Source organism: Empedobacter sp. UBA7248, from assembly GCF_002472945.1.
GTDB classification, from domain to species: Bacteria; Bacteroidota; Bacteroidia; order Flavobacteriales; family Weeksellaceae; genus Empedobacter; species Empedobacter falsenii_C.
Map to the genome: position 1 here is coordinate 1 of NZ_DKSU01000005.1, position 25,506 is coordinate 25,506.

General features: G+C 29.6%; 20 protein-coding genes. 7 read left to right on the top strand and 13 right to left on the bottom strand.

What is annotated here, in order from left to right:
* The first annotated feature begins 121 nt into the window (after positions 1-121).
* A complete protein-coding gene (locus B4A23_RS02350; RefSeq protein WP_038330384.1) occupies positions 122-742 on the top strand; it encodes a master DNA invertase Mpi family serine-type recombinase in 621 nt (206 codons plus the stop codon).
* A gap of 121 nt (positions 743-863) precedes the next feature.
* On the opposite strand, the gene B4A23_RS02355 is transcribed toward B4A23_RS02350, so the two are convergent.
* Positions 864-1,484 (bottom strand): NADAR family protein, encoded by a 621-nt coding sequence (locus tag B4A23_RS02355; protein ID WP_291116406.1) that lies wholly within the window; start codon positions 1,482-1,484, stop codon positions 864-866.
* A 27-nt stretch (positions 1,485-1,511) separates the two neighbouring features.
* A complete protein-coding gene (locus B4A23_RS02360) occupies positions 1,512-2,561 on the bottom strand; it encodes a phosphoribosyltransferase-like protein (protein ID WP_291116409.1) in 1,050 nt (349 codons plus the stop codon).
* Positions 2,562-2,758: 197 nt separating this feature from the next.
* Between B4A23_RS02360 and B4A23_RS02365 the strand changes: the two genes are divergently transcribed.
* Genes B4A23_RS02365 through B4A23_RS02375 form a run of 3 tightly spaced genes read left to right on the top strand, consistent with a single transcriptional unit; the run spans position 2,759 to position 5,021 of the window.
* On the top strand, positions 2,759-3,379 hold the full coding sequence (locus B4A23_RS02365; protein ID WP_291116412.1) for a hypothetical protein: 621 nt from the start codon (positions 2,759-2,761) through the stop codon (positions 3,377-3,379).
* Positions 3,380-3,385: 6 nt separating this feature from the next.
* Positions 3,386-3,805 carry a hypothetical protein gene (locus B4A23_RS02370; protein WP_291116416.1) on the top strand — a complete coding sequence of 140 codons (420 nt, stop codon included), beginning with the start codon at positions 3,386-3,388 and terminating at the stop codon, positions 3,803-3,805.
* Entirely contained in the window at positions 3,780-5,021 is a 1,242-nt protein-coding gene (locus B4A23_RS02375; protein ID WP_291116419.1) for a hypothetical protein, read from the top strand. The genes B4A23_RS02370 and B4A23_RS02375 overlap by 26 nt, the downstream gene beginning before the upstream one ends.
* 648 nt (positions 5,022-5,669) lie before the next feature.
* Here B4A23_RS02375 and B4A23_RS02380 read toward each other — a convergent pair.
* From B4A23_RS02380 to B4A23_RS02405, 6 genes are all read right to left on the bottom strand, one after another.
* Positions 5,670-7,163, bottom strand: a complete 1,494-nt coding sequence (locus B4A23_RS02380; RefSeq protein ID WP_291116422.1) for a DUF3883 domain-containing protein — start codon at positions 7,161-7,163, stop codon at positions 5,670-5,672.
* 231 nt (positions 7,164-7,394) lie between these two features.
* Positions 7,395-8,543, bottom strand: coding sequence for an ATP-binding protein (locus B4A23_RS02385; RefSeq protein WP_291116425.1), 1,149 nt, complete (start codon positions 8,541-8,543; stop codon positions 7,395-7,397).
* A gap of 264 nt (positions 8,544-8,807) precedes the next feature.
* Positions 8,808-9,545, bottom strand: a complete 738-nt coding sequence (locus tag B4A23_RS02390; RefSeq protein WP_291116428.1) for a DUF4145 domain-containing protein — start codon at positions 9,543-9,545, stop codon at positions 8,808-8,810.
* A gap of 358 nt (positions 9,546-9,903) precedes the next feature.
* Positions 9,904-10,395 carry a HEPN domain-containing protein gene (locus tag B4A23_RS02395; protein WP_291116431.1) on the bottom strand — a complete coding sequence of 164 codons (492 nt, stop codon included), beginning with the start codon at positions 10,393-10,395 and terminating at the stop codon, positions 9,904-9,906.
* A complete protein-coding gene (locus tag B4A23_RS02400) occupies positions 10,388-11,536 on the bottom strand; it encodes a DUF262 domain-containing protein (protein WP_291116434.1) in 1,149 nt (382 codons plus the stop codon). Before B4A23_RS02400 ends, B4A23_RS02395 begins: the two co-directional genes overlap by 8 nt.
* Positions 11,537-11,735: 199 nt before the next feature.
* Positions 11,736-12,005 (bottom strand): helix-turn-helix domain-containing protein, encoded by a 270-nt coding sequence (locus B4A23_RS02405; RefSeq protein ID WP_291116436.1) that lies wholly within the window; start codon positions 12,003-12,005, stop codon positions 11,736-11,738.
* Positions 12,006-13,440: 1,435 nt separating this feature from the next.
* On the opposite strand from B4A23_RS02405, the gene B4A23_RS02410 reads away from it, so the two are divergent.
* Genes B4A23_RS02410 through B4A23_RS02420 form a run of 3 tightly spaced genes read left to right on the top strand, consistent with a single transcriptional unit; the run spans position 13,441 to position 20,346 of the window.
* Positions 13,441-16,464 (top strand): SusC/RagA family TonB-linked outer membrane protein, encoded by a 3,024-nt coding sequence (locus B4A23_RS02410; protein ID WP_291116439.1) that lies wholly within the window; start codon positions 13,441-13,443, stop codon positions 16,462-16,464.
* Between the two features lie 2 nt (positions 16,465-16,466).
* On the top strand, positions 16,467-17,834 hold the full coding sequence (locus B4A23_RS02415; RefSeq protein ID WP_291116442.1) for a RagB/SusD family nutrient uptake outer membrane protein: 1,368 nt from the start codon (positions 16,467-16,469) through the stop codon (positions 17,832-17,834).
* Positions 17,821-20,346 carry an alpha/beta hydrolase family protein gene (locus B4A23_RS02420; protein ID WP_291116447.1) on the top strand — a complete coding sequence of 842 codons (2,526 nt, stop codon included), beginning with the start codon at positions 17,821-17,823 and terminating at the stop codon, positions 20,344-20,346. The genes B4A23_RS02415 and B4A23_RS02420 overlap by 14 nt, the downstream gene beginning before the upstream one ends.
* A gap of 144 nt (positions 20,347-20,490) precedes the next feature.
* On the opposite strand, the gene B4A23_RS02425 is transcribed toward B4A23_RS02420, so the two are convergent.
* The 5 genes from B4A23_RS02425 to B4A23_RS02440 all read right to left on the bottom strand — a co-directional run bounded on the left by B4A23_RS02425 (position 20,491) and on the right by B4A23_RS02440 (position 24,727).
* Positions 20,491-20,775 (bottom strand): DUF6520 family protein, encoded by a 285-nt coding sequence (locus B4A23_RS02425; protein ID WP_291116450.1) that lies wholly within the window; start codon positions 20,773-20,775, stop codon positions 20,491-20,493.
* Positions 20,776-20,828: 53 nt separating this feature from the next.
* Positions 20,829-22,298, bottom strand: a complete 1,470-nt coding sequence (locus B4A23_RS02430; RefSeq protein WP_349679935.1) for a DoxX family protein — start codon at positions 22,296-22,298, stop codon at positions 20,829-20,831.
* Positions 22,299-22,654: 356 nt separating this feature from the next.
* A complete protein-coding gene (locus B4A23_RS16515) occupies positions 22,655-22,885 on the bottom strand; it encodes a MauE/DoxX family redox-associated membrane protein (RefSeq protein WP_349679936.1) in 231 nt (76 codons plus the stop codon).
* A 264-nt stretch (positions 22,886-23,149) separates the two neighbouring features.
* Positions 23,150-23,971, bottom strand: coding sequence for an AraC family transcriptional regulator (locus B4A23_RS02435; RefSeq protein ID WP_291116456.1), 822 nt, complete (start codon positions 23,969-23,971; stop codon positions 23,150-23,152).
* Positions 23,972-24,079: 108 nt separating this feature from the next.
* Positions 24,080-24,727: a DUF6266 family protein gene (locus tag B4A23_RS02440; RefSeq protein ID WP_286485791.1), complete on the bottom strand. Its 648-nt coding sequence runs from the start codon at positions 24,725-24,727 to the stop codon at positions 24,080-24,082.
* Between the last annotated feature and the right edge of the window lie 779 nt (positions 24,728-25,506).

A 25,506-nucleotide genomic window follows, 5' to 3' on the forward strand; every position in this document is an offset into this window, starting at 1 on the left:
GGTCGATTATTTTAATCAGTTTTTTATTGAATAATTAAAGTAGCTTCATTTCTGTATAAAAAAATAGTCTTTATTTTTTTTAGACAATTTCTCTTCATTTTTGCAAAAATTTTAATGAAGAATGATTTACGGATACATCAGAGTAAGTACAGACAAACAAACAGTAGAAAATCAACGATTCGAGATCAATCAGTTCTGCGATAATCAACAATTATTCGTAACCAAATGGATAGAAGAAACAATATCAGGAGCCAAGCAAGTCGAAGATCGTAAATTAGGTAAATTATTAAAAAAAATGAAACCTGGCGACATTTTAGTATGTTCCGAATTATCTCGTTTAGGACGTAACTTGCTAATGATAATGGGAGTACTAAACGAATGTATGAATAGAGACATACAAGTATGGACGATTAAAGATAATTACAGATTAGGTAGCGACATTAATTCAAAAGTATTAGCTTTTGCTTTTGGTCTTTCTGCTGAAATAGAACGTAATTTAATTTCTCAACGTACCAAAGAAGCTTTAGCACGCAAAAAAGCAGAAGGAGTGATACTTGGACGCCCTAAAGGCAGAAAATCGTCTAAAACTAAATTAACAGGGCAAGAAAAACAAATTAAAGAGTTATTAGAAAAGAATGTTTCATACAGTGCCATCGGTCGCATATTAGGAGTACATAGATTAACAGTAACATCTTTTATAAAAAACAACCCAGAAGTATTAGCATATAAATCAGATTTTTAGAAAATCATTTAAATTATCTAACTATATTTTTAGTTAGTAATGTAAAAAAAACCTCGCTAGAGTTTTTAAGCGAGGTTTATATTTTTTTTAATTCGTAAAGAGGAAGCCTATATATATATTCTTAATATGCGTATATTTCGTCTAAATCATTTATAAAGTAATCAATACCTCTAATTTCCTCAATAGGATAATCATATAAATTAAAACCTGATATAGGTAATGGATAAATTATTGAATTTTCATCAAGAATATCTGATTGAATCTTTGATCTCAATTCCATTAATAATCTTCCTAAAGCATTTTTTCCTTCAAGAACATTTTTATTATCTGTCGGAATAGCCCCCCAAATATTATCCGTTTTAGAAAATTCAACAATAATCTTATCATTTGTTGATAACAATAAGTTAGAGAATTTATTAAAGTTCTGTATTAGTTTTATTTCTAAACACCACCTCATAACTTTAAATTTTATTTTTTCCCAATCTTGACGTACATATTGATTGTATTTACGACTAATTTTTTTTGCATCCATTGGGTTTTGTGTTTTAATTATCTCCTCTTGAATGTTAGGAAATAAAGAAAATTTACAAGCTTGATATAATATTTCAGAACTTTGAATATTAATTTCATTGATAAACAAGGTAAAACCAGGAGACATATTAGATAGTCCACCAAATTTACCATCTGTTTTGGCAAATGTAATTATATCATTATAATCATATTTTCTGAAGTTCGTGTCCATGTTGCTAAATTAATGAATAATTATTAGTTATCCTCTATTTGCAACTGAAAATAATGGTTTCCAGTTGTGACCTGAAACTTCCCACCAATATACTAATGGTGAGTTGTTTGGAATGTTTCTCCACGTAAAAAAATGTGTACCTAATCCAAATATTTTATAATTTGGATTAATTAAACCTAGAGGTCTTATATTTGGCTTCACATCTCCTTGTATCATGTTTATAATGTCAATTCCTTTTTCTATTAATATATTTTCAAAATTAATTCTATTTTCAGGAGTTGTAAAAAATACTTCTTTAACTGGAGTGTTAATTTTTCGATAAGCATAATCTTCATACTTAGTAGCATCAAGATTTTCTAAATACCCATTAATTTTACTATTAGCTAATTTGATTGGTCGAGCAACATTTAAAGATTGATTATTAAACTTGGCGTGATTTTGAACTTCATAATTCCAAAACCAATTAATCTTTTTTGAAATTTTTTCTGAAAGTGTCGGTGTTTTTGAAATTCTAAATTTCTGAAATTCAAATCCCCAAATATGCATACAAAAGACACTAATAGATAAATTTATTTCATTATTTTCTAGTTTTTGCGCGAATGATATTTCTTTATCATCTTTTGTGATTAAAAATTCTACGCAATGCTTGCCAATGGTACTTCCAGAAGCTAAAACATCATCAAAATATATATAATTTTTTTTAGGGTAATCAATATATTTTTTATAGGATTCTTGATAGTTCTCCATTAGAACTTCTTCAAGTAAATTTAAAATTGCTGGCTGACTTTTATGTGGTAATTGACAATCTATGAACTGAGTTTCTATTAGAAAAGTAGTTATATTAGTGTATGAATATAATTTTAAATAAGATTCTAAATGACTCAATATATTTTGTTTAGCCTTATCTCTTGATATATATGTTTCAGGCAAAATTTTATTTAATTCTGTTAATACAAGCAAAGCATCACCTCCAAATTGATTTGCCCATTCTATAATATAATCAGGTGTTATATAAATACCATTGTGATTTCTGTAATCTTTAATAATTTCATATATATTATTAGCTAGTTCATTCATTATTTACCTTTCATAATTAATGCTATATATTCTCTCTTTTCTCTAAAATTAAAGATACTAAAGTTTTAGAGAACACATCTACATTTTGTACAATACTTCTTAAACATACAACAACCATTTAACAATAAATTACGGTTTCACGTATTTTTAATTAGTTGCAGATTAATATGTTTGTATGTTAATAAAAATCTAACATTATGAATAAGAATCTATTATTCTTAATAACACTTTCAATCAGTTCAGTAGCTTTTTGTCAAGATTTACTTAAAAAAGTTGATGGAGAACAAATTGATGTAAAAGTATTAGAAATCAGTAAAACTGAAATTAAATATAAAAAAAATAATGTAGTTGATAGCCCTATATATAAAATTGATACAAATGACGTAAATAATATTACTTTTTCAAATGGAGAAATTGAGTTTTTTAATAAATCAATACAAGATAAGCAAGAAGAATATTTGGATAAAGAAAATAATAATATTGATTTAATATTTAAACAAAATAATAATGTTTATATAGAAAGAGTTGATGAGGCTAATTTGGATGCTGAAAATTATCTTGTTGATGCTTTAAATAATTGGGGTTATTGGAATATTATTAATAATAAAGAAGAGGCTGATTTCATTATTGAATTTTCACTTAGGAAAAGAATTATGGGAGATAGAACTACTAAAGTTATTTTAAAAACTCTTAGTGGAAAAGTTTATAAAGAATCAAAAAATTATACTGCAAGTCCAACTGCTTTTTCTGGTTACAATGGGTCGAGAGCTTCAGTTCAAAAATTAGTTAATGGATTCTTTGTTAAAACTTTTAAATAAAATGCTATGAAATATCTTTATGTTTTGGCTCTTTTGTTCATAGTTATTTCTTGTGATAAAAAGGAAAAAGAGTTCCAATATTACTACACTCAAACTAATGAAGAGGAAAGTTTTTTTAATGGAAGAAGTTATATCGAAACTTCTGAACCAGATACAATAATTGGAGTTTCTGATAGTTCAGCGTATATGGAAGCTTTTAAAAAATTTACAATAGCTAAAAAAGTTAGTCAAGACATGAAAGAAGTTTATGGAAGAGTAACTAAAAAACCATTATCATTTCAATTACTTGATGAGGTTGGTAATGATATAACATATATAACTTTTTTTAACGCAAAAGATAGTTTAGAGAATGAACTTGAAACGTTTATTTTTAGTCGTAGAAATTCAATAAAAGATTCTTATGATAATACTAAAAAGTCAAAATAGTATAATGTATTTATTTGCAATTTTAATTTTATTTTTTTCAAGTTTTGTAAAAGGACAAAGTAATATTATAGTTAATGATAGTACTATAATAGAAGCTTTATTAAAAGATGGTTCTGAATATTATGAAAGAGAAATAGATTTAGAAAGATTAATGTATTCTCGTAAAGTAAAAGAGGATACTAAATTGTATTTATATGGTTTCAATACAAAGTATTCATATTTTGAAGGATATATAAATAAACTACCTATTTTAATTTCAATATCTAATATTAAAGATTTAGATGAAAATCATAAAAAGTATTTAATTGAAGATTCAGGAAATAAGCAATTTAGAAAAGAACAAGCAAAAAAATATGCAAATAAAAATAATATTTCTGAAGTTATAATAGATACAATTTCTGAAAATAAGGAAGAAAATATAAATATTTCATTGGATTCAATTAAGTATTTTTTCTTACCATTAAAAACAACAGATAATTATGTACATAGTGAAATAGCCTCATATTGTTATGGTTCAGGAAAATCAGATTATATTGATAATGGTGTATATACTATTATGAATTTTAAGGAATGTAGAGATTATAGTGGTAAGTTAAAAAGATTTATTAAAATTTCTGCTAAAGGAAACCCTTACTTTATTGAATATAAAGCAGATTTTCAATTTTACACTAAAGGACAACAGAAAGTTAGTTACATAGAGGCTAAAAATTATATAGAAAATCTTGATGACAATCAGAGAAAGGCACTTGATAAATTATTATTAGACCATTCTTATCAAAGTTATTTGCCACAATTAGTTAAAATTGAAGATAGAGTAAATTTTTCAAGAGAAAAAGGTATTGCAGTTTTAGATTATAATGCAATAGAATCTGAATATTATGGTACTGGAGCAAAGTTTAAAGTTTTAAATTTTAGCGATAAACCAATAAAGAAAATATATGTAACTTTTTATGGAACTAATAAAGGCAAACAAAAAGTATATTTTTCGAAAGATAAATTGAATGCTACAAAATTATTAACTGAATTATTAGAACCTTATAATACAATTGAAATTGAATTTGATAAAATATGGAATACAAATTCTGTTGAGTATATAAATATTAAGAGTTTTAAAATAATCTATTTAGATGATAAAGAAGTAACAATTCCTTTTAATGATAACCTTTATATTTCAGAAGATAAAATGAATGAATATTTAGATTTTTTAAAGAAATAATAAAATTATAACAAAAACCTCATTGCTTATATGAGGTTATTTTAAATAAGACGAAATTATTTTTCTTTTTAAGTATGTTGTTATAGAATATTGAAATATTTTTGCACCAAATGTTAAAAATGATTGAATTAATTGGAGTATATCAAGAATATTTATATATAGGATTTATTATACTTCTCATTGAGCTATATTCGGAGTTTCACATTAAAATCATGGTAGAATTAGAAATAGGTTAAAATACTTGATTTCCATAAAATCAATCTTTAACTTATTTTATATAAGTTCATTTATATTTATTATAAAAACATTCATTTTATAGGGCTAGCAAAAAAAAAATATTGATATATAGATAAACAAGATAAAAACCTCATCAAAATAATCTGATGAGGTTTTTTAAAAACGTACATTTTTTACATTATCTACATTAATTTAGATTTCGGAATGTTTTCCAATCATAATTGGTTAGATTACTCTGGTTAAAATAATTCAATACATACAACAACCATTTAAAAATAAATTACGGTTTCGCGTAAAAATAAAAAACCTCTCTAAAATCACATTTAAAGAGGTTGATATTTATACTATTTTGTGTTTTTTGTATCTAATGGAGTTGTGCAACGTTTACTCTTGTTAGTGGTTGCTTTTTCATCAATTTTCTTTTTTTATTATAACTTTATACTGTGTAGGTTTCATTAGTAACTGGCTTTCAATGTCACCAATTAATTCATAAAACTCAGCAAAATTATTTTCTTCGTCAAAATTGTATACACGATAGATGCAGTATTGATTTTTATTCAATCGCATAAAATCAACTTCGTTTTCGCTAAGATAGAAAGGTGAATATTCATTACTTGTAGTAGTTTTAACCTCAATGAATTTTTCATTTCCTAATTCGTCAAACGAATAAACGTCATAACCTTTTCCATCTTGCGCAATTTCAACCAATGCGGCTTTGCTATGTAAATTCATTTCTTTTAGAAATTCTATTTCTCGTTGTTTTACTAATGTTTCACCTTTGTTCCCTAAATCTTTTTGTTCTTTTGCTTTTCCTTGAAAATCTATATCAACACCTTTAAAGTCTTTTTTAGTTTCAAGAATTGATTCGTAACCGTTTTTGGGTTTTTCTTTTTTAATGAGTTTGTTTTTGAATAGAGCTGGTGGAATTGCTGCCCCCCAAACAGCTTCTATAATCGCGTCATATTGTTGAATGTATTCTTGAACGAAACTAAGACAAGTTTCAATTAGAGAATCCCAATTTTCAGTGATTAAATCGTCAAATCCAATTTCATTCCATTTTGCACTTGCAGGAATAAGTGATTTACAAAGGTCAATTTGATTTTGAGAAAGTTTGGAATCCCGTTTGTCTTGACAGTCTATTTTGTAGATGAACGCTTGGGTTTTAGGGTAAGCATCTATGCCAAAAGTAAAAAAAATATCTTTTCCTCTATCTGTATTACGAAACACTTTTACCCAAGTATAAGGTTTTATAATTGCTGTTTGAACATTTTTTCCTTTTTCATTCTCAGCCCAACCTCTTTGACTCCAGTATTTTTTTCCATCCAATTCAAAACCTTGAAGTTGTTTTACAATTTCTCGTCCCAAATAAATACTCTTTTCCCAAACGGTATCCATTAGGTAGTTCTTTGCTTTTATATGCTCGTCAACGTTAGGATTGTAAACCTTGTATTGCCACTCTTTGAAAAAATTTAATTCTTCTTTCTTAAAAAAATCTATTTCATTCTTCGGGGTGGTTAGGTTTCCTGATGACGCAAACTTTTGATAGTTGTAAATTTGTTGCCAAAATTTTCTGCATTTTTCTGCTTCACTAAAAGCAAATAATTCATCTTTCAGTTTTTTAAAACTGCCTTTTCCTAATTGTTCAGCAATTCTATAAAATCCGTCTCCGTGGTCATTTTTATTCTTGTCTTTGTAGATTGCTAATGAACTGAGTAAAGGTCTTGGCGGTTGTTGGTTATTTTCAAAAGCAGAAACTTCTCCTAATATTTCACTTAATTGTCGTCTGCCATAATCAGTGCTTGTGTCAATGTCTAATTTACAATCTTTTACTACATCGCTGTAATAAACGAATTTATCTTTCTGTCTTGCTGCTTCAATTAGATATGTCCTTACTATTGTTTCCACTTTTGATTTTTTTGGTATCTTTTAAAGTTGCTGCTAACGAGAAACGCATTGGCGAAGTGGCGGATAAATTGAACGGAAAGTTCAATCAATCCAAAACGTAGCCGATGTGTTTCGCAAAAGCTAACTTAAAGAAAAAAGGCTGAATGTGAACACACTCGGCGGATAAAAAAATCGAAATGTTCTATTTAGCACAAAACCAGCCATTTTGCCAATGCGATGTTAGCTGTAGTATTATTTTTTGTTCTTTTTGGGTTGTAGCATTTTACTAAATACTTTCTGATGTTTAGTTTTATCATTAATAATCTCAGCGATAGGCTCTACTGCTTGTTCCGAAAATACAACCTTATTCATTCTATCTAATGTTTCTATCCAAATAAAATCATCGAATTTTGAATTTAAAATTTCTGAATTCGGATTTTCGATTGGTAAATTTGAATCATTTATCCATCCTAATTCTTTAAAAACGAACTTTAATTGATTAGTTGTAAAATTAAATTTAGATTTGTTTTTTACTTTTTCCATTAAAGAGGAATAGTAAATAAACTCTCTAGCTACTTTTGATTTTAATTCACCAACGATTTTATAAAGTGGTTTTCCTTCGTCATTAGAGATTTTTCCAATATCTCCAGCTGAAATGGCATTTAATATAATATTGAACGCACCTGCTTCTGATTTATCAACATCAATCTCACTTCCTGATAAATTTTTGTCTTTTTGATTATATCCATAAATCATATTTGTTTTTGGGTTAATCATTAAAATTTCTTTTGGATTTATATCGAATATTTCTGGAAGTAATTTTGACCAAATTTCCATAAACTCTTTACTTTTTTCATTGGCTTTAATTTGTAAGAATCTATTTATTTTTTGAGAATTTTCGTTTGCAGTTTCGTTTTTACCAGAAATCCTATGAATTATTTCCCCTTTATTTAATTTATAATCAGGGAAATCCTTTAATGGGATGGTGACGTCATTGTTCTTTTCTATAAGTAAGAAATAAAATTTTCTAGAACTAATTTGGAATTGCTGTAAATCGATTCCAAAGTTACATTTTGTTATCGAATCTAATTTTTGATGTACTTTGTTTAGGTCTAATTTTGTTAATACATCTAAATCAGACTGATTCAACCCTGTATCATTTATGATTCCTGTATTTTTATCTTCAGTAAATCCAATCAAAATTATACCACCTTTATTGTTTGTAAATGAAATTATATCTTTTGCGAAATTTCTAAAAAAGATTTCAGTTTCATCAGATAATCCAAAGTTATTTAATTCTTTTTTATAATCAATAAAGTCATTTTCTTTTTTAAAAATACCTTGATTTTTAATGTCATTTATTACTGAATTGACTTCAATATTTAGCGATTGTAGATTCATAAGTGTTTTTGGGTAATATTACAGCTAACATTGTTTTTTTACGAAACTACTATAGCTTTAGTTTCGTAAAAAAAATCAGCTATATCTGCATTTCGTTAAATTATACTCAAATATACAACAACCATTTTACATAAAATTACGGTTTCACGTAAATACAAAAAACCTCCCTAAAATTGCTTTTAAAGAAGTTATTATTTATACTATTTTGTGTTTTTGTATCTAAAGTTGGAGTTGCGCAACAGTTACCGATGTTGGCTGTAGTTTTTATTTTTTTATTATTGAATCAGCAAGACTTTCAATTCTCAGATGATTTTTTATATAAGTTATTTCAATCAATAATTCTAGGATTTCAAAAGCATCTAAAATACTTTCATCATCGGTTTCATTTGTATGGCTTCCTTGATTTCCAATTATTTTTAAAGCCATCATTAATTTACAAATTTTCGGTTTTTTCTTTGAAAAATGCTCAATTCTACTATGCAAGTTAGTAAATTCACTGTACTTTCTTTTTACAGTTAATTTTTTTCTTGGTGCGTTCAAATCATCTAAAATTTGTTCAATTGCGGTTCGTATTTTATTAGCACAAGCATTGTTATCAATAAAGTAAAGTGAAAAAGCTTGATCAATTAAGTGAATAATATTTTTAGGAATTTCTTTAGAGATTTTAAACATTCGCAAATTTGGATAGAAGAACTTTGGTTGATATTGCTTTAATTCAATTTCTACATATTCACCATTTTCATTTTGATATCCAGTTCGAATATCAGATAATAAATGTCCATTTACCGAAATTAATTCATTGCAGTTCGAATTCGAACATTTTAGAATTCCACAAAAAACATTGTCTATTCCATAAGGGTAACCGTATGATAGCATTTCTTTTCCTCCTTCGGTTAATTCACTTATTTTTTGTTTACCTTTTAATGTACCATTAAAACATTTTGGACAAGGATATTTTTCAACTTTATCAAATGTTTTAGGTTTCCATAATTCTCGATTCATATACGGTCTGTTTAAAATGTCGTATAACATCATTTTTTACGAATTAAATATAGTTGAGTTTCGTGAAAAACCCACTATATCTACATTTCATAAATTACCTCAAACATACAACAACCACTTATCAATACATTACGGTTTCACGTAATCATATATAAATATTTTATCAATATATTTGTATTGAAAGGAATTAACAATAAGGATTATTCCGTTGTGAAATTATTACCTGTTTTGTATTATACCTCGTTCCGTACAACAGGCTTTACTTCACTACTTTTTATTTATATTGGTGTTCAGTGATTTCAATACATCTCATCCCCTTCGGGCAAGACGAAAGCTTAGTTATTAGCAACAGTATTTTTTAAACTATAATACCATCTAACATTTCTATTATTATTTTAGCATCAACGTAATAATTTTTTATATCATTAAACGTTACTGTTGGATTTCCTCCATGAGCGAATTGATTTCTTGCATTGTTAAGTGATTTAATAGAGTCTTGAATCCTCAATTTATTAACATTTGCTTTTAATTGTTTTTTGAATTCTTTATTCCAATCTTCGTCAAATTTTGATAAAGATTTATGTATATTTTGAATATTAGGATTTATTGAGCTTTCTCGAAATGAAATATCAATAAATTTTACTGCTTGTGTACTTTGATTGTGTGTGCAAAAATCTGAAATGATAGTTTTGAAGCACTGTTCTAATGTGCCACAAACTTTTATTATTGAGTATTTTGTTAAATAAGGAACGGCATTGTTAGTACTTCCAAGTGCTTGGATAATGAGTTCAATTCTTTCTAAATCAAATTCGCATTCTTCGATAAATGTAAGTGCTGATTGATTATTCATAATTAATACCAAATAGTATTTGACAAGCCAAATTTATTCTGCCATTGATATTTTCAAGATTTGTTGTTCTATTTGATGAATATTCTTTAAATTCTGGATTGTTTAATAAATCAATGTGTTTTTGTGCAAGATTTTGGATACTTGAAATGTCAATTTCTCTTTTAATAGCATAGTTTGTAGCTATAGAAACTGAATCAAAAATTGTTGGATGAAATCTATTTAAATATGAGTTTTCAACATTAATATTCTTGAAAGCATTAATTCCAATAAAATCATTAATTTGTGTTATTGTATTAATGAAATCACTTTCTAACATTTCTATTTTAGCTTTTCTATTATTATCTTTATTACCCATGAAATCGTTCAAGAATAACTTTAACGAAATTTGGCCTTCATTTTTGTTTTTTATTTCATCTTGAGCTAACGCAAAAAATCTTAAAATGAATTCTAAATCCGTCATTCGAGAATCTTCTTCAGTATTACCATAAAGAGTTCTCCATATTTCATTAGAATTTAATTTGAATAAAAGTTTATTAAGATTACCTTGATAAACACAGTTTCTGATTTCCTGTGATTTAAGGATTTTTCCACTTGTATTTATTCTTTCAAAAATTTGAAACAAACTTGAATCATTTTCTTTTGGATGTTTTTGCTCAAATATTATTGCATGTATTGTAGTTTGTCTTATTTTTTTTTGGTCTAATTCGGTTAATTCATTGAATGATTTACCTCTCCAACGGTGGTTTATTTTTTTATTATTTGTAAGTTTAAATACTTTATTGTCTTTTGAAAAAACTCCTTTTTTTACAAAGTCATAAACAGTCATAATTCTTTGATAACCATCGATTATCAATTTATTGTTATCAGAAGTATTGGCTAAAAAGATAGAAGGTATAGGTAGCCCTAAAAGTATTGATTCAATAAATCTACTTGCTTCAGGTTTTTCCCAAACATACTTTCTTTGCAACTCTGGTTTTAGTAATTCATCATCGTCATACATGTTTATTAATTCTCTAAATGACAAATCCGCTCCCCAAGAAGTTATATTGAATAAGTCATCATTTGAATATTCTGAATCCGTATCTTCATTTAAAAGCTCAACGTTTTCAAGTTCTTCATTATTATTTGTTTCTTCTGACATTTTTTGTTGTTAGTGTTGTTAATATTGTTGCTAACATTATTCTTCACAAAACTAGTATAGCATGTGTTTCGTAAAAAACCAGCTATATCTACATTTTATATAAATAACAAATATATAAATTAATCTAATTTATAACCATTGTTGTATATATATAGTTGAATAAAAAAAGCTTCAGATGAAGCCTTTTTATTTATTTAAATTAATTATTATAAAATTTATTAAAGTCTTCAAAAAAATCTGACAAGCTAATTTTTTCATACTTTAAAATTAAAGCTATAGTAGATAATGGAATATTGTACCCATCTCCTTTAGATATTTTACTAATTGTTGAAGATGTTACTCCGACAGCTTTTGCGTATTTATTTTGGCTATTATTATTGCTTATATTATTAAAATTGGATAAAAAGCGAATCGTGATATATTCGCATAATTTTTTACTGAGGTTACTTTTATAATCGTTTTTTTCCATTTTGTTTAAAAAAAAGTGTTCGCTATAGCGAATAGTTAAAAATTATTATTATATTTGTATAAGCGAATTGATAATTAGACTTTTAATAGTCATAATTAAACGATGTAATCTCGACTCAAAACGACCAATTTTCTATCGAGAGTATCGTGAAATCGCTCCATGTCTGAAAAGTTTTGTACTTTCGCATATGGCATGGGCGGTTCTCACATATGCTTTAGGTAGAAGCTTAAATTTATTTAAGTAGGGTTTGGTCGCCCTTGAGTCTAAAGTGTGAAGCCGCCTTGCTTTTTTCGCAAGTATTTCTTCATACCCGAGAAACATCGTTCCATAAAACCCATTACAAAATGAGAACGAAACAAATTCCATTCATCCGTAAAAAAAACCCAGACCAAGTCTGATCGTTTTTTCAATTCTTTTAAAGAACAATACTCCGTTTTTATAACATTTAACGGATCGTAAAGCAAAGGGCTATCCTTTCTTTACACGCTCTCTATCAGAGCCTCGGTAATGAGACTTTGACAGTAACTGTTATACTTTTTTTTCGCACATTAAAAGTAAACCCTTTATTGCCATTTTCCAAATTTATTGAGGCCTGCTACCTGTTTTAAGTTGTAAGTAATGAGTTTTGAGTAGTGATAGGATTGTATTATGCATTAAGTAGTAGGTACAGATTAGATGTGAGAATTTAGATTCAAGATTCGAGACGCGAAATTCGAGGTGCGGGATTTGAGAATTTATATGACAATGAATTTGAATATTGAAAAAGGATTAAGAAAATGTCATATGATTTGGAGGCGAGTGTCTAAAAGTTGAGGGGCATGATTAAGATTATTCATTTTTTTTCTTGATAAAAAAAACGAATCAAAAAAAATCAAGTCCGTGCTTATAAGTCGGTCAATAACGGCTATTCGCTAAATGCTTTAAATCATTCGCATGTGAAATGCGAACAGTAAATCATTTTTAACGCTCTTTACGCCGAATTGACGCTCGACTCTTCAGCAATGACGGTTTATAAATTCATTGTTAAAAAAGGATTTGAATATTGAAAAAGGATGAAGAAAATGGCATTAAAACTCTCACGTTAAGAAAATAGTTAAATAGAGCGTTAAAAAGGTTTTAGCCCGCAGGGTTTGTAAAACCTTTAGAGGAGTGAAAACATTTTTAGTAGAGAGGTTTACGGCCAAGTGTTTTTTGTTTCGTTTTTTGCGCTCAAAAAATGAAAAAGAAGAGATTCTTCGACAAGCTCAGAATGACAAAGTCCGTAATACTTAATAAAACCTATGTTTCTATTGTGGTTAAAGATAGAATTGATAAAAAAACGTAAAGCGTTAAGCGTATAACAAAAAACCCCTTTCCCAAAAACAAAGTTGGCGCGATGTACTGGAAAAGGAGTGGCTTTTAAAACTAATGTTGAATTAAAAAACTATGTAAAATTATGAAAAAATTTTACTTCAAACTCAGTAGGCAGTCATTTGCTGTATTACTCGGGTTGTTTTGTGCAACACCTTTGTTGGCACAAACAGGAAAAACCGTGACTGGAACGGTAAAAGAACTTCAAGTCCCGCTAGTGGGCGTAATGGTAAAAGAGGAAGGAACCGATAATTCCACTTTTACCGATGTAAATGGACAGTATTCGTTGACCTTACAACAGGATAATGCAAAGCTAATTTTTGAGCAATTGGATTTCCCTATCCGAGAAGAACAGGTATTGAATAGAAGCGTGATCAATGTACGTTTAACGAAAGAGGACGAAGGAATTCAACTAAAAGATGTTGTGATTAATGCAGGATATTATGCTGTAAAGGACAAAGAACGAACAGGATCTATTGCACGTGTTACTGCAAAAGAAATCGAGAATCAACCCGTGAATAATGTGCTTTCTGCCATACAAGGACGGATGGCTGGTGTGAGTATTGTACAAAATTCGGGGGTTGCAGGTGGTGGGTTTGATATCCAAATTAGAGGACGAAATAGTTTGAGGAGCTTTGCCTTAAAAAGTGGATATGAAGCTAACACTCCTTTGTATGTAGTGGATGGGGTTATTGTAACAGCTGCAGATGAATTTGTTTCGGGTTTATCAGGAGCTATTTTCCCTTATCAAGATGTAAATCCATTAAATTTTTTAAGTCCATCTGATATTGAAAGTATTGAAGTTTTAAAAGATGCGGATGCAACAGCTATTTATGGATCACGTGGTGCAAATGGGGTGATTTTGATTACCACTAAAAAAGGAAAAAATGCTAAAACGACACTTCAATATGCGACATCTTATACTATTGGTGAGGTGGCTAATCTTCCAAAGATGATGTCGACTTCTGAGTATCTCGAAATGCGTAAAAATGCTTTCGCTAATGATGGTCTTACAACTTATCCAGCAAACGCATACGATATTAATGGAGCGTGGGATCCTACAAAGAATACCGATTGGCAACGCTATTTTGTAGGTGGTCGATCAGCCCGAACATCAAATGAAGTTCGTTTATCAGGAGGGAGTGCACAAACACAATTTATGATAAGTGGTGGTCATCAAGAAGAAACCACTATTTTCCCTGGTGATTATCGGTATAAGAAAACGAAAATAGGGTTGAATCTTTCTCACGAAAGTATAGACAAACGATTAAAACTTCAATTGAGTACCTTTTATACATTGCAAAACAATTTTTTACCTCCGACAGATTTTATGCGGATCTATCAATCATTAGCACCGAATGCACCTGAGTTATATGTAGGGAATGGCACAATTAATTGGGCGAATAATACGTTTGTAAATCCCATGGCTGCTGCTACACAGAATTACAAAACCAATCAAACCGATTTTCTTAGTCAACTAAATATAAATTACAAAATTATAAAGGAGCTAGCCTTTCAGTTTAATGCTGGTTATACGTCTAATGATGCTAATGAGCGAATGATTTATCCTAAAACTTTATATAATCCTATTTACAATTACGGAAGCGAACGCTCTGCTTTATCTACCACATCTATTCAACAATTGAATTGGATGGTTGAGCCTCAATTGAATTATCAAAAGAAATGGGAAAGACATAAAATTGAAGCGTTGGTGGGGACAACTTTTCAACATACATCTGCTGATTATTTAATGCAAAATGGGTCTAATTTTACTTCAGACGAATTCATTGAGAATATGGGCGCGGCGACAACTGTTCAAATAACACGTGATGCTTCAACTACTTATCGTTATACAGCTATTTATGGACGTTTCAATTATCAATTCGCTAATCGTTATTACATCAATTTAACTGGACGTCGCGATGGTTCGAGTCGTTTTGGACCAAATAATCGTTTTGCCAACTTTGGTGCTGTAGGTGCGGCATGGATTTTCTCGAATGAAAAATTTTTAGAAGACTCTAATTGGTTGTCATTTGGGAAAATTAGAACTAGTTATGGTACAGCAGGTAGTGATCATATAGGCAATTATCAATTTTATGATACTTATACCACTACAACAGTTGTTTATAATGGAACGCAAGGAATAACGCCAAGTAGATTGTTTAATGCCAATTATGGTTGGGAAACCACACGTAAATTTGAAGTAGCGATGGAATTGGGATTTTTACAGGATCGAATTCAATTTACTTCAGCTTATTATCGCAACCGTTCAGGCAATCAACTAGTCGGTATTCCATTACCTGGTACAACAGGTTTTACTTCTGTACAAGCAAATTTGGATGCAGTTGTTCAGAATCAAGGAGTTGAATTGACGTTGAGTGCTAAGCCGATAAAACATAGTAATTTCCAATGGGAATCGTCTTTTAATTTTAGTGTTCCTCAAAATAAGTTAATCTCTTTTCCAAATTTAGAAGCTTCTACTTATGCTTCTACTTTAGTAATTGGTCAATCGATGGTCTTAAAAAAGATGTACCACTATTTAGGAGTTGATCCCGTTACAGGTGTTTATCAATTTGAAGATGTGAACAATGATGGGAAATTAGATGCAAACGACCGTACAGTTGTTAAAGAATTAGGTGTGAAATGGTATGGTGGATTTCAAAATACTTTCCATTACAAGAATTTTCAGTTGGATATTTTGATGCAAGTTTCATCTCAAACCCGTGAGAATTTAATTGCTAGAATAGGTAATTTGGGAACTATAGGAAATTATAGTACTGAATTTTTAGATTATTGGACACCTACAAATACCGATGCTCGCTACCAAAAACCAAGCAGTGGTGCTAGTAGCGTATTGAATACTGCTAATGCTAATTTCAGATTGAGTGATGCTAGTGTGATGGATTCTTACTACATCCGTCTTAAAAATATACAATTTAGTTATCAACTCCCTCGAAAAACCTTTAAACGTTTTCAAGGAGTGGTTTTTTTTCAAGGACAAAATTTATGGACTTCAACCAATTACAAAGGGTTAGATCCTGAATTTAATCTTTCAGGTTATACACCAGCTTTACGTACATGGTCATTTGGGTTTAAATTAACATATTAACAATGAAAAAAATTATTATCCTAATATTCGTATTATCGTATTCGAGTTGCGAAAAATTTATAGATCTCGATTTGCCACAAGATCAAATTACACAAGAGACAGTATTTAAAGATGGTAAATTGGCTAAGTCAGCTTTAGCAGGGCTTTATCAGTCTTTAAGAGAAGGCGGATTTTTATCTGGTGGATTATTTGGAGGCGGAGTTTATTTAGGGTGTTATACTGACGAATTGGTTTCTTATCAAACAGCTAACTCTACATTAGACCAATTTTATCAGTTAAATTTAAATCCAACTTCAAGCGCTGTCAAAAATTTATGGCAAACAACTTATAATCAGATTTACCAAGCCAATCGGATTATTGAAGGAGTCGAAAATTCGAATTCGATCGAGTTATCTACGAAGAATCAACTGAAAGGAGAAGCCTTGTTTATTCGTGGATTGTTGCATTTGTATTTGGTTCAAAGCTATGGTGAAATCCCTTATATTGCTACAAGTGACTATAACGTAACACAACATGTTTCTAAGAATACGATTGCAGAAATTTATCAAAAAATAGAAGAAGATGTATTACTAGCTCAGCAATTATTAGCCGTTAATACAACAGTAGGTAATCGATTTATACCATCAAAAGAAGCAACTCAGTTAGTCTTATCACGATTGTATTTGCTTCAAAAAAGATGGGATGATGTGATTAAGGTTACTGCTAATTTAGCTCAAAATGAATCATTTCAATTGAGAGAAGATATTAGTAAAGCCTATTTAAAAGATAATTTCTCTACTATTTGGCAATATGCTCCAGCATCAGCGACAGCAACCACATACGAGGCAAGTATTTATATTATGTTTTTTGCACCACCTTATATTGTGGCTTTGCAACCATCTTTTGTCAATACATTTCGTACAGGAGATCTTCGTTTTCAAAACTGGATAGGTACAATAGCTGATTTTACAGGAAAAAAATATTCCTATTCGTATAAATACAAACAATATTCGACAGCAAATGGTCAGAATGAATATTCGATTATTTTACGCAACGAAGAAACGATTCTTAATCGTGCAGAAGCTTATATTCAAAAAGGAGAACTGGCAAATGGAGTAGGGTATTTGAATCAAATTGTAACACGTGCTGGTTTGACAGCTGTTCCAATGGGATCGAAAGAACAATTGTTGGAGCGTGTATTAGAAGAGCGTCAACATGAATTATTTACTGAATATGGTGCACGCTTTTTTGATTTGAAAAGAATGAATCTATTGGATGCTAAAATGATTGGTTTAAAACCTAATTGGAAATCAACTTTTGTATTATTACCACTCCCTGAAAGCGAACTTTTATTGAATCCAAATTTAAAACCACAGAATGATGGTTACTAGAATAATTTTGCAAATTTTACTTCTTTTCTTTGTATTGCTTGGTCAATTAAGCCCTGTTATAGCTCAAACCATCAAAGAGTTTAGTGATTCTTACAAAGCATATCATAGGACTTCGTTGCATACTCAAAGTCCGAATTTGGATTGGGTAGTAGTACGACATGTATATGTAGAAGATAAACCGATGTATGAATTAATTTCACTAAAACATAGTACAACTAGAGTATTACCAGAAGCATCTTTATTTACATTTACATCTGATTCAGTTTTAGTGTATCAATTGCCTAACCAAGAGGTGGTGTTTGAAAATTTGTATACGCAAAAGAAAAAGAAATTTGAAGACATCGTAAATTTTATTCATTTTCCATCTAATCATATGGTTATATTAAAACCGAATGATCAGACAGAAATGATTATCATTAATGCAAATGGTTTGGTCAATCACCACTTAAAACATTTGAAGAGTAATAGAATCGATTTTACATCCCAGAAAATATATTTTAGAATTGATGCTGTGTGGAATGTTTTAGACCTAAAGCAGAATAGAATGAGTCAATTAATCAATTTTCCTGCTATAGATTGGTTGCATGAAAGTAATTCTGAATGGATAGGGTTGAAGAAGGAAAATGACAAATTGCGATTATTTCAACAAGAAAAAGATTCTCAAAAAATTAATGAATCAATTATTATTCCTCCAATTCAATTTCTATTTACGGAAGATTATGTTACAAATCTTGAGATAAGAGATAATCGTTATATTTTATTTAAGCTTGTTTTAGAAAATAATAAAAATGAATTAGCAGAAATAAGTTATACCAATCAATATAATCCTAAAGCTTTCTCATTTTTGCAATTAGGTATTTATGATGTGCAAGAAAAAAAATGGACATGGGAACCAGATAAAAATAAACCCTATCAAACGCAAAAATTTTTAACTAAAGGTGGTGATTTTATGTTGTACGATAACGCATTAAATGTTGTTGATACGTTAACGAATGTTAGATTACCGATGCGATTGGTGAAAGTCTATGGAAGACTACAAGAATCGATTGCAAATCAGTTCATACAAGATTATAATTATTATTATGATATAAATACAGATTATATTCTCTATTTTGAAGAAGGAAGATGGAAAAGTGAAAACTTGTCTACACACGAAATTAAAGAAGCTCCATTTGAATCTAATGTACAATTAAGTGACGGAAAATACAATGATTTAGCAGATTTACCGAAGGATAGAATTACACCTACTTTTCAAAAAGGTATTTTTATAGTGAAATCTGAATATGATTTGTACAGTTGGGATATCTTTAAAAACAAAGTACAGTTGTTAACCAATGGAGCTACTGATCATATAAATTATGAGCTGAAAGCACAACCTCTTTGGATTTTAGGGGAATCATTATGGGGGGGTATTTTTCATCGTCCTATAGATTTGAAAAAGCCACTTTTGGTAAGAGGAATTTCAATGAAAGATTATACCACTCGTTTGGGAGTCATCACAGGAAATAAATTGAAAATTATTGCGCAATCTGATTTTACAATCAAAGATTTTGAAGAAAATAAAAGAGTGGTGTATACTACATCAGGCTACAATGAGCCTTTAAAAATTTATGAAGTAAAAGGAAATAAATCCTATTTAAAGTATGCAAGCAAAGGCATGAAAACTGGGAGTCGTCCTTTACTAAAAAAGAAATTGCTTCATTACACAGTTGATGAGCAAGAATTAAATGCTTATTTATTTTATCCCATAGATTACGATTCTACTAAAGTTTACCCAATGGTAGTTAGGGTATATGAAAAACTTTCTTACGATTTTAGACAGGACGATATACCTCATTTAATGGATGGAATAGGTTTTAATTTTATGCACTATGTTCACAATGGTTATTTCGTTTTGATACCCGATTTGGCATATAAAGTAAATGATTCACAAAGAACAGCAATTAAAAGTATTGAAAACTTAATGAGTAATATAAAATCTATTCCGCAAATAGATAGCAAACATATCGGGCTTATTGGACAATCTTTTGGAGGGTATGAAGCAGCCTTGTTTATGGGGACAACTAATCTATTTGCAACAGCGACGATAGGGGTTCCTGTAATTGATATTCCTAGAAAATATTTGACACAGTATAAATTTGATAGAAGTTCTTATTCTGATTACGCGAGGGAAGAGCGCCAACAAACACGTATGAATAGTAGTTTATTTGATAATTGGCAAGGCTATTTGGAAGCTTCTCCTATTTACCATGTCAAGAAGGTGCAAAAACCAATTTTACTTTGGGGTGGTGATTTAGATAACAATGTATTACCAGAACAAGTACGTTCTTATTTTTATGGTTTGACACGAGTCCGTAAAAAAGCTGTCTACCTTAATTATCTTGATGAGGGACATAGTATATCGAAAAAAGTGAATCGTTTGGATTTGAATTATAAAATATGGCAATGGATGGAATACTTTCTAAAAGGAAATTCCGCTGCTGATTGGATACAACCAATGTTGGAAGAGTAGAGGGAGGAGATTAAGATTTTAGAATTGTACAATGTCATAAGTATTAAGATCGAAGCTAATTTATTTGATTAGCTCATTTTTTGATTTCTTCTCTTATTTTTAAAATTTAAGAAAAAAGATAGCTCCCAATTGGGAGCTATTTTTTTAAGGTTTATATAACGTAACATTACATGTATTCAGATCGCCAGTGTTTTTTAGACCAAAAACTTGTTGACTATCTTCATTATCATCTATTGTACAGATATCATTTGGAATATCAGAACATTCTCTAATGGGAACACATGTATTTAATGTTGTGTTGTAAATGTATCCCATTTTAGGAGCGCGTTTATTTTCTTTTTGCTTTACTTGATTTGTAGCAAAAGCTGCACCAGTCCCCATCATGATGATGACAGCTGGTAAAATGATTTGTTTGAAATTTGTTTTCATTTTGTATAATTTTAATGTGGTGCCTACGTTAACAGGTTTCGGCAATCCTGCCTCTATTCGTCAATAAAGGGTGTATGCATACGTTTATATTTTATTAGTAAATTATCTTGTAACACATAGAAGTATTTCGAAGTCAACCACATTTCTCTTATTTTTTCTTTTCCTTCTTCGGGTACTGTAAAACTATAGTGGTAACGATTAGCTCGATAATCGTAAACATCAATAATTCGGTTGTTTTTTCGAATGTCACGAGGGTCTAGTTTAGCTTGACTATTAGAATCGTTGAAGAGAAAACCTCCATAGGCGATTTGTCTATTATTTAGTTTGAGAGGAGGAGCATCTAGTTTGGTTGTACCATCTTTGAGATGGATAGTTGATAATTGAGCTGTCGAAATAGTATCAATTGTGTTTCCTCTGCCTTTATCTTGAAGCATAGAGTCTATTATACGGTATTCATTGCGATAGAAATAGGTATAAATAACATTTTTTATAATAGGATCATAAGCAAAAGTACCATCGGTATCAAAGACTCCATCCATTTGTTTTTCGAGTATTTTAGTATTAAATGAAATATGATGTGTAGTCGTATTTTGTAATCCCAGAATATTTTCTCCTGTTTGTGTACTTTGACCTCTAAAAATATAATTGGAGGAACTTGTTTTGACTATTCTTGAAAAATAGGCTTGATTTTCGAATTGTCTGTATGCTTTTTTAGAAGGAAGTTTACCTTCAAAAATTGCAGGAACATAGCCGTCAACTAAGCTGTAATCTGGATAATTAACTTGTATACGTGCATTTTGAAAAGGTAAATCCATTTGGTCTAATTGTATAGTGTCTATTTGTAATATATCGTTTTCAGGAAAAATTGTTCCTAATAATAGAGGAGCGGTTGTTACACCTAAGAAAATAGTATCTCCTTGATTACCAGTAAAATAAAAACCATTAGAAGGTAATGTTATGTTGGTTGGATGATCAATTGCATGTGGTTGAAATTTTCGAATAAAAGGATTGTTGATCCTCATTGTTTTTTCAGAAGAAATATGAAGAAAATAGAGTAATCCAATGCCTATAAAGATCTCAGTGAATAATAGTATACTAATTTTTAACTTCGAATAAGAGGTTTGAATAATAATGGCAATATATGCGAGTAAAACAAAAACAAGATTAAAAACTATGTGTTGTTCCCACGATAATTTTTCGAGAATCCCTCCACAAGAACATGGAATAAAATCGCTGTAATGTAAGATAATGTAAATGTAGGCAGTAAATGCGATCATTATAATGAAAGAGGCATGTAACGCAATTTGTCGTGTAGAACGAAAGCATAATAATAGCGTAATAATGAGCTCTACACTTATTACGGCATAACCAATCCATGTTGCATAAGCTGTAAGAATAGGTGATTGTCCCAATTGCGTTTGAAAAGTCTCAAAATCGATAAGCTTACTGACTGCAGCATAGACAAACAAAACAATAAATAGGTAGCAGATGAGTGTTTGTATAATAGGAGTTATTTTTTTCATTTTTTGTATTTATATCTTAATAATTCAACTCATTTTCAATAATTTATTGGCGATAAAATATTGATTCTTATAAAATTAGACTTTGTAAAAGAGATTCAATGCAAACAAGAGGTGTAAAAACATAAATGGAAGGTAGAATTTATAAATTCGTCTTTTTTGTAAAATAACTTACTAAATAATAGTGTTTTATGGTGTCTGTTTTTTTAATTTTTTTATATTTTTTATAAAAAACACACTTTTGTGAACGTCATTTTTATAAATTCGACCTTTTGACTTATTATTTTTAGGGTTTATTTTCTTTAAAAAAGAAGAATTTTTCCTTCAAGTTTGATAAAAGGAATCAAACTGTCATCTCGTTATTGTTGTAAGGTTCGTTTGCTGACTAGAAGCAATAGTGCAATAACAATTCCTATACTAATTATTATAGTATAAACTATAAATTCTGCATATACACTTAGTAATGGTGATTGTGCTAATTGAATTTGAAAATTCTCAAAATCTATTAGTTTACTCACAGCTGTATAAATAAACAATATGATAAATAGGTAGCAGATGAGTGTTTGTATAATAGGAGTTACTTTTCTCATGTTTCTGTGTTTTACAGTTAACGTTATACAAAGTTGAGAGAAGTTGTTTAGCAAGTCAATACCTATTTTAAGATAAAACAGACGATTTTTTGTTAATGCATCTTGTTTTTTTTAAATTAGATCTCATTTTTGAGGAGTTTTAGAATTGTTCTATATAAGGTAATCTTATTTTAACCAGATTATTTGAAAATCTTTTTCTCGATACAAACCTCTTTTAGAATTTCACTCGAAATGACAGTTTTATTGATAAAGCGTTTTATTTTTTTAGACAATTAATCGAGGAATTTCTTTTAAAGGGATTTGATGTTTAGCAAATACACGTTTTAATGTATTGTAAGTGGAGAAACCACTATTTATAGCAATGTATTTTAGAGGCGTATTGGTAAACATAATCAGTTCTAAGGCTTTCAACATTTTTATTTTTTTTTCGTATTCCGAAAAAGAGCAGTTGAAATAGTAGTTGAATCCTTTTTGAATTTCATAGTAAGTAAATTCCGTATCTGCTGCAAAAGCTTGAAGTGTTTGTTTTTTTTGCAGGCATTCTTTGTAAATTAACTTGAGTTTGTGAATGGGAATATGATAAAACTTTTTCCAATTACCTTTTAATTCTTGGCTTTTGACTTGTATCGAAACACAGTAATAAGCAAATTGATCTTGTTTGTGGCGGTGAACAAAACCAGCTAGATGGTGGTAGCCGACGGATAATGCAGAAATATCGATAAGTGAAGGAAAATATTGGTTTTGATTATAGTTGATTTGCGTGTTGTTTTTTAATAGTTCGCAAACTGCTTCTATGTCAACATTAAAATCTATGGATAAGGTTGGAGGGCGGGGGCATTCGCACACATCATTGAAGTAAAATATTAATTGCGGAATAAACAAAAGCTGTGATTGATAATCTTGTATCGCAAACAAATTGATCTTTTGAATAAAACCAAATGCATATTCTATCATTTGCATATATTGTTTGTTTAGAATATCTTGTTTTGCTTCGACTTGCGGTTCAATTTTCTTGATTACATCCCCATATCGATGAATAAAAAAGTTTAGGTACTTGATATATTCTTCATATACTTCAATTTTCATACGCTTAAAATTAAAATTGAAAATGGTTGTAGTAAAGATGTAATTTTCTAATATACAATAAATTATAACATAAACAAAATTCCCCCTAAAAAAAGGGGGAGTAATTGATTAAAGTACAGTTATTTGACCTAAATAAATAGAAGGTGAAGCTTCTTGTTTTATTGTAGATAGAAAGCTCATCCAAATATGGATATCTGTACCTTGAAACTTTGGAAGAAATTGTAGTACATAGGATTCTTCGGATCGTTTTACAGTTGTCTGAACAACAATTGATTGTGCTTTTGTACTACCATCTTCTGCATACAGAATGACTAAGGTGTCATTTTGATCTAAAAGTTCTGTTGCATTATTAGTCCATGTTATTGTAGCCGATAATGGATCGTCTGCTGTAACATTTACAGGTTGAGGTTCTAGTAAACTACCCTTTGTAAATTGAATAGCATCATATTCAATAGAAAAGGTTAAAGTATCCATATTACAAGGCATGGATTGTAATAAATTTGCCATGGCTTGATTATAAGGCGATTTTAAACCAGATCTTTTTCCGTAATAGGTTTTAGCCAATGTTTTGTACCCTTGTATAAATTGTACAGCAAAATTGAATCTGTCTTTTATAATTTGTTGTTTTGGTGTTGGTATACGGTTTGATTTTCGTGGACGCATACGAGATATTTCATGCCCTTCGATATTTGAAACAACAATTCGTCCTGTACGTCCTCGAGTACCCGACAAAAGAGAATCTGTAATTTTTCCCATTTTAATAGATTTTAAATTAAACTTTATTTGACTTGGTTCAGCAACAGTTCGAAATTATGATCAATGATTTGAAGATGTTGATTTATGGTTATCCATGAACGAAATTGGTTGATGATGAAGAGGATTGGCGAGGGTAGAAAGTAAATAGTAGATGTTAGATGTTTTAGAGTTGTATTATGTAAAATGTAAAAAGTAGTATGTTTTTTTTAGTTTAAGACTAAAGATGAGATAGAGGATTAGATGTTAGATATGAGTATTGAGATATTAGTATTGAGGGGTTGTAGAATGTAGTTTGTAAAAAGTATTAAGTATTAGAAATCCAATTGTCAAGCTGAATTACCCTTCGGTTTCGCTCAGGGTAATAGATTCGTCAGTCAGAGTGACGTTTGCAAAACGTTGTATCGAAGACTTAGACGATAAATATACAAAATCAAGGAGATAATTTCCTTCTTGAAAGGAGTTAGTGGAGCTTAGGTACATATGTTCATTTTTACCTTGACGCAAAAACGAACCAAAAACGTCAAGTCTGTGCTTACAAGTCGGTCAATAACGACTATTCGCTAAATGCTTTAAATCATTCGCATGTAAAATGCGAACAGTAAATCATTTTTAACGCTCTTTACGCCGAATTGACGCTCGACTTTTCAGCAATGACGGTTTTGGAATTCGTTGTTAAAAATGAATTTGAATATTAAAAAAAGAGTTAAAAATCCGACGATTTAGAATCGAAATGCAATTCAACTCTAAATTATTGGAATAAAAAAGTTGGAGTGTCTGAG

Bases quoted from the DNA above. Each gene is read 5' to 3' on its own strand.
- B4A23_RS02350 (WP_038330384.1), top strand. From the start codon at position 122: ATGATTTACGGATACATCAGAGTAAGTACAGACAAACAAACAGTAGAA.
- B4A23_RS02370 (WP_291116416.1), top strand. From the start codon at position 3,386: ATGAAATATCTTTATGTTTTGGCTCTTTTGTTCATAGTTATTTCTTGT.
- B4A23_RS02440 (WP_286485791.1), bottom strand. From the start codon at position 24,727: ATGGGAAAAATTACAGATTCTCTTTTGTCGGGTACTCGAGGACGTACA.
- B4A23_RS02405 (WP_291116436.1), bottom strand. From the start codon at position 12,005: ATGGAAAAAAACGATTATAAAAGTAACCTCAGTAAAAAATTATGCGAA.
- B4A23_RS02375 (WP_291116419.1), top strand. From the start codon at position 3,780: ATGATAATACTAAAAAGTCAAAATAGTATAATGTATTTATTTGCAATT.
- B4A23_RS02425 (WP_291116450.1), bottom strand. From the start codon at position 20,775: ATGAAAACAAATTTCAAACAAATCATTTTACCAGCTGTCATCATCATG.
- B4A23_RS16515 (WP_349679936.1), bottom strand. From the start codon at position 22,885: ATGAGAAAAGTAACTCCTATTATACAAACACTCATCTGCTACCTATTT.
- B4A23_RS02365 (WP_291116412.1), top strand. From the start codon at position 2,759: ATGAATAAGAATCTATTATTCTTAATAACACTTTCAATCAGTTCAGTA.
- B4A23_RS02395 (WP_291116431.1), bottom strand. From the start codon at position 10,395: ATGAATAATCAATCAGCACTTACATTTATCGAAGAATGCGAATTTGAT.
- B4A23_RS02400 (WP_291116434.1), bottom strand. From the start codon at position 11,536: ATGTCAGAAGAAACAAATAATAATGAAGAACTTGAAAACGTTGAGCTT.
- B4A23_RS02420 (WP_291116447.1), top strand. From the start codon at position 17,821: ATGATGGTTACTAGAATAATTTTGCAAATTTTACTTCTTTTCTTTGTA.
- B4A23_RS02430 (WP_349679935.1), bottom strand. From the start codon at position 22,298: ATGAAAAAAATAACTCCTATTATACAAACACTCATCTGCTACCTATTT.
- B4A23_RS02355 (WP_291116406.1), bottom strand. From the start codon at position 1,484: ATGGACACGAACTTCAGAAAATATGATTATAATGATATAATTACATTT.
- B4A23_RS02390 (WP_291116428.1), bottom strand. From the start codon at position 9,545: ATGAATCGAGAATTATGGAAACCTAAAACATTTGATAAAGTTGAAAAA.
- B4A23_RS02415 (WP_291116442.1), top strand. From the start codon at position 16,467: ATGAAAAAAATTATTATCCTAATATTCGTATTATCGTATTCGAGTTGC.
- B4A23_RS02385 (WP_291116425.1), bottom strand. From the start codon at position 8,543: ATGAATCTACAATCGCTAAATATTGAAGTCAATTCAGTAATAAATGAC.
- B4A23_RS02360 (WP_291116409.1), bottom strand. From the start codon at position 2,561: ATGAATGAACTAGCTAATAATATATATGAAATTATTAAAGATTACAGA.
- B4A23_RS02410 (WP_291116439.1), top strand. From the start codon at position 13,441: ATGAAAAAATTTTACTTCAAACTCAGTAGGCAGTCATTTGCTGTATTA.
- B4A23_RS02435 (WP_291116456.1), bottom strand. From the start codon at position 23,971: ATGAAAATTGAAGTATATGAAGAATATATCAAGTACCTAAACTTTTTT.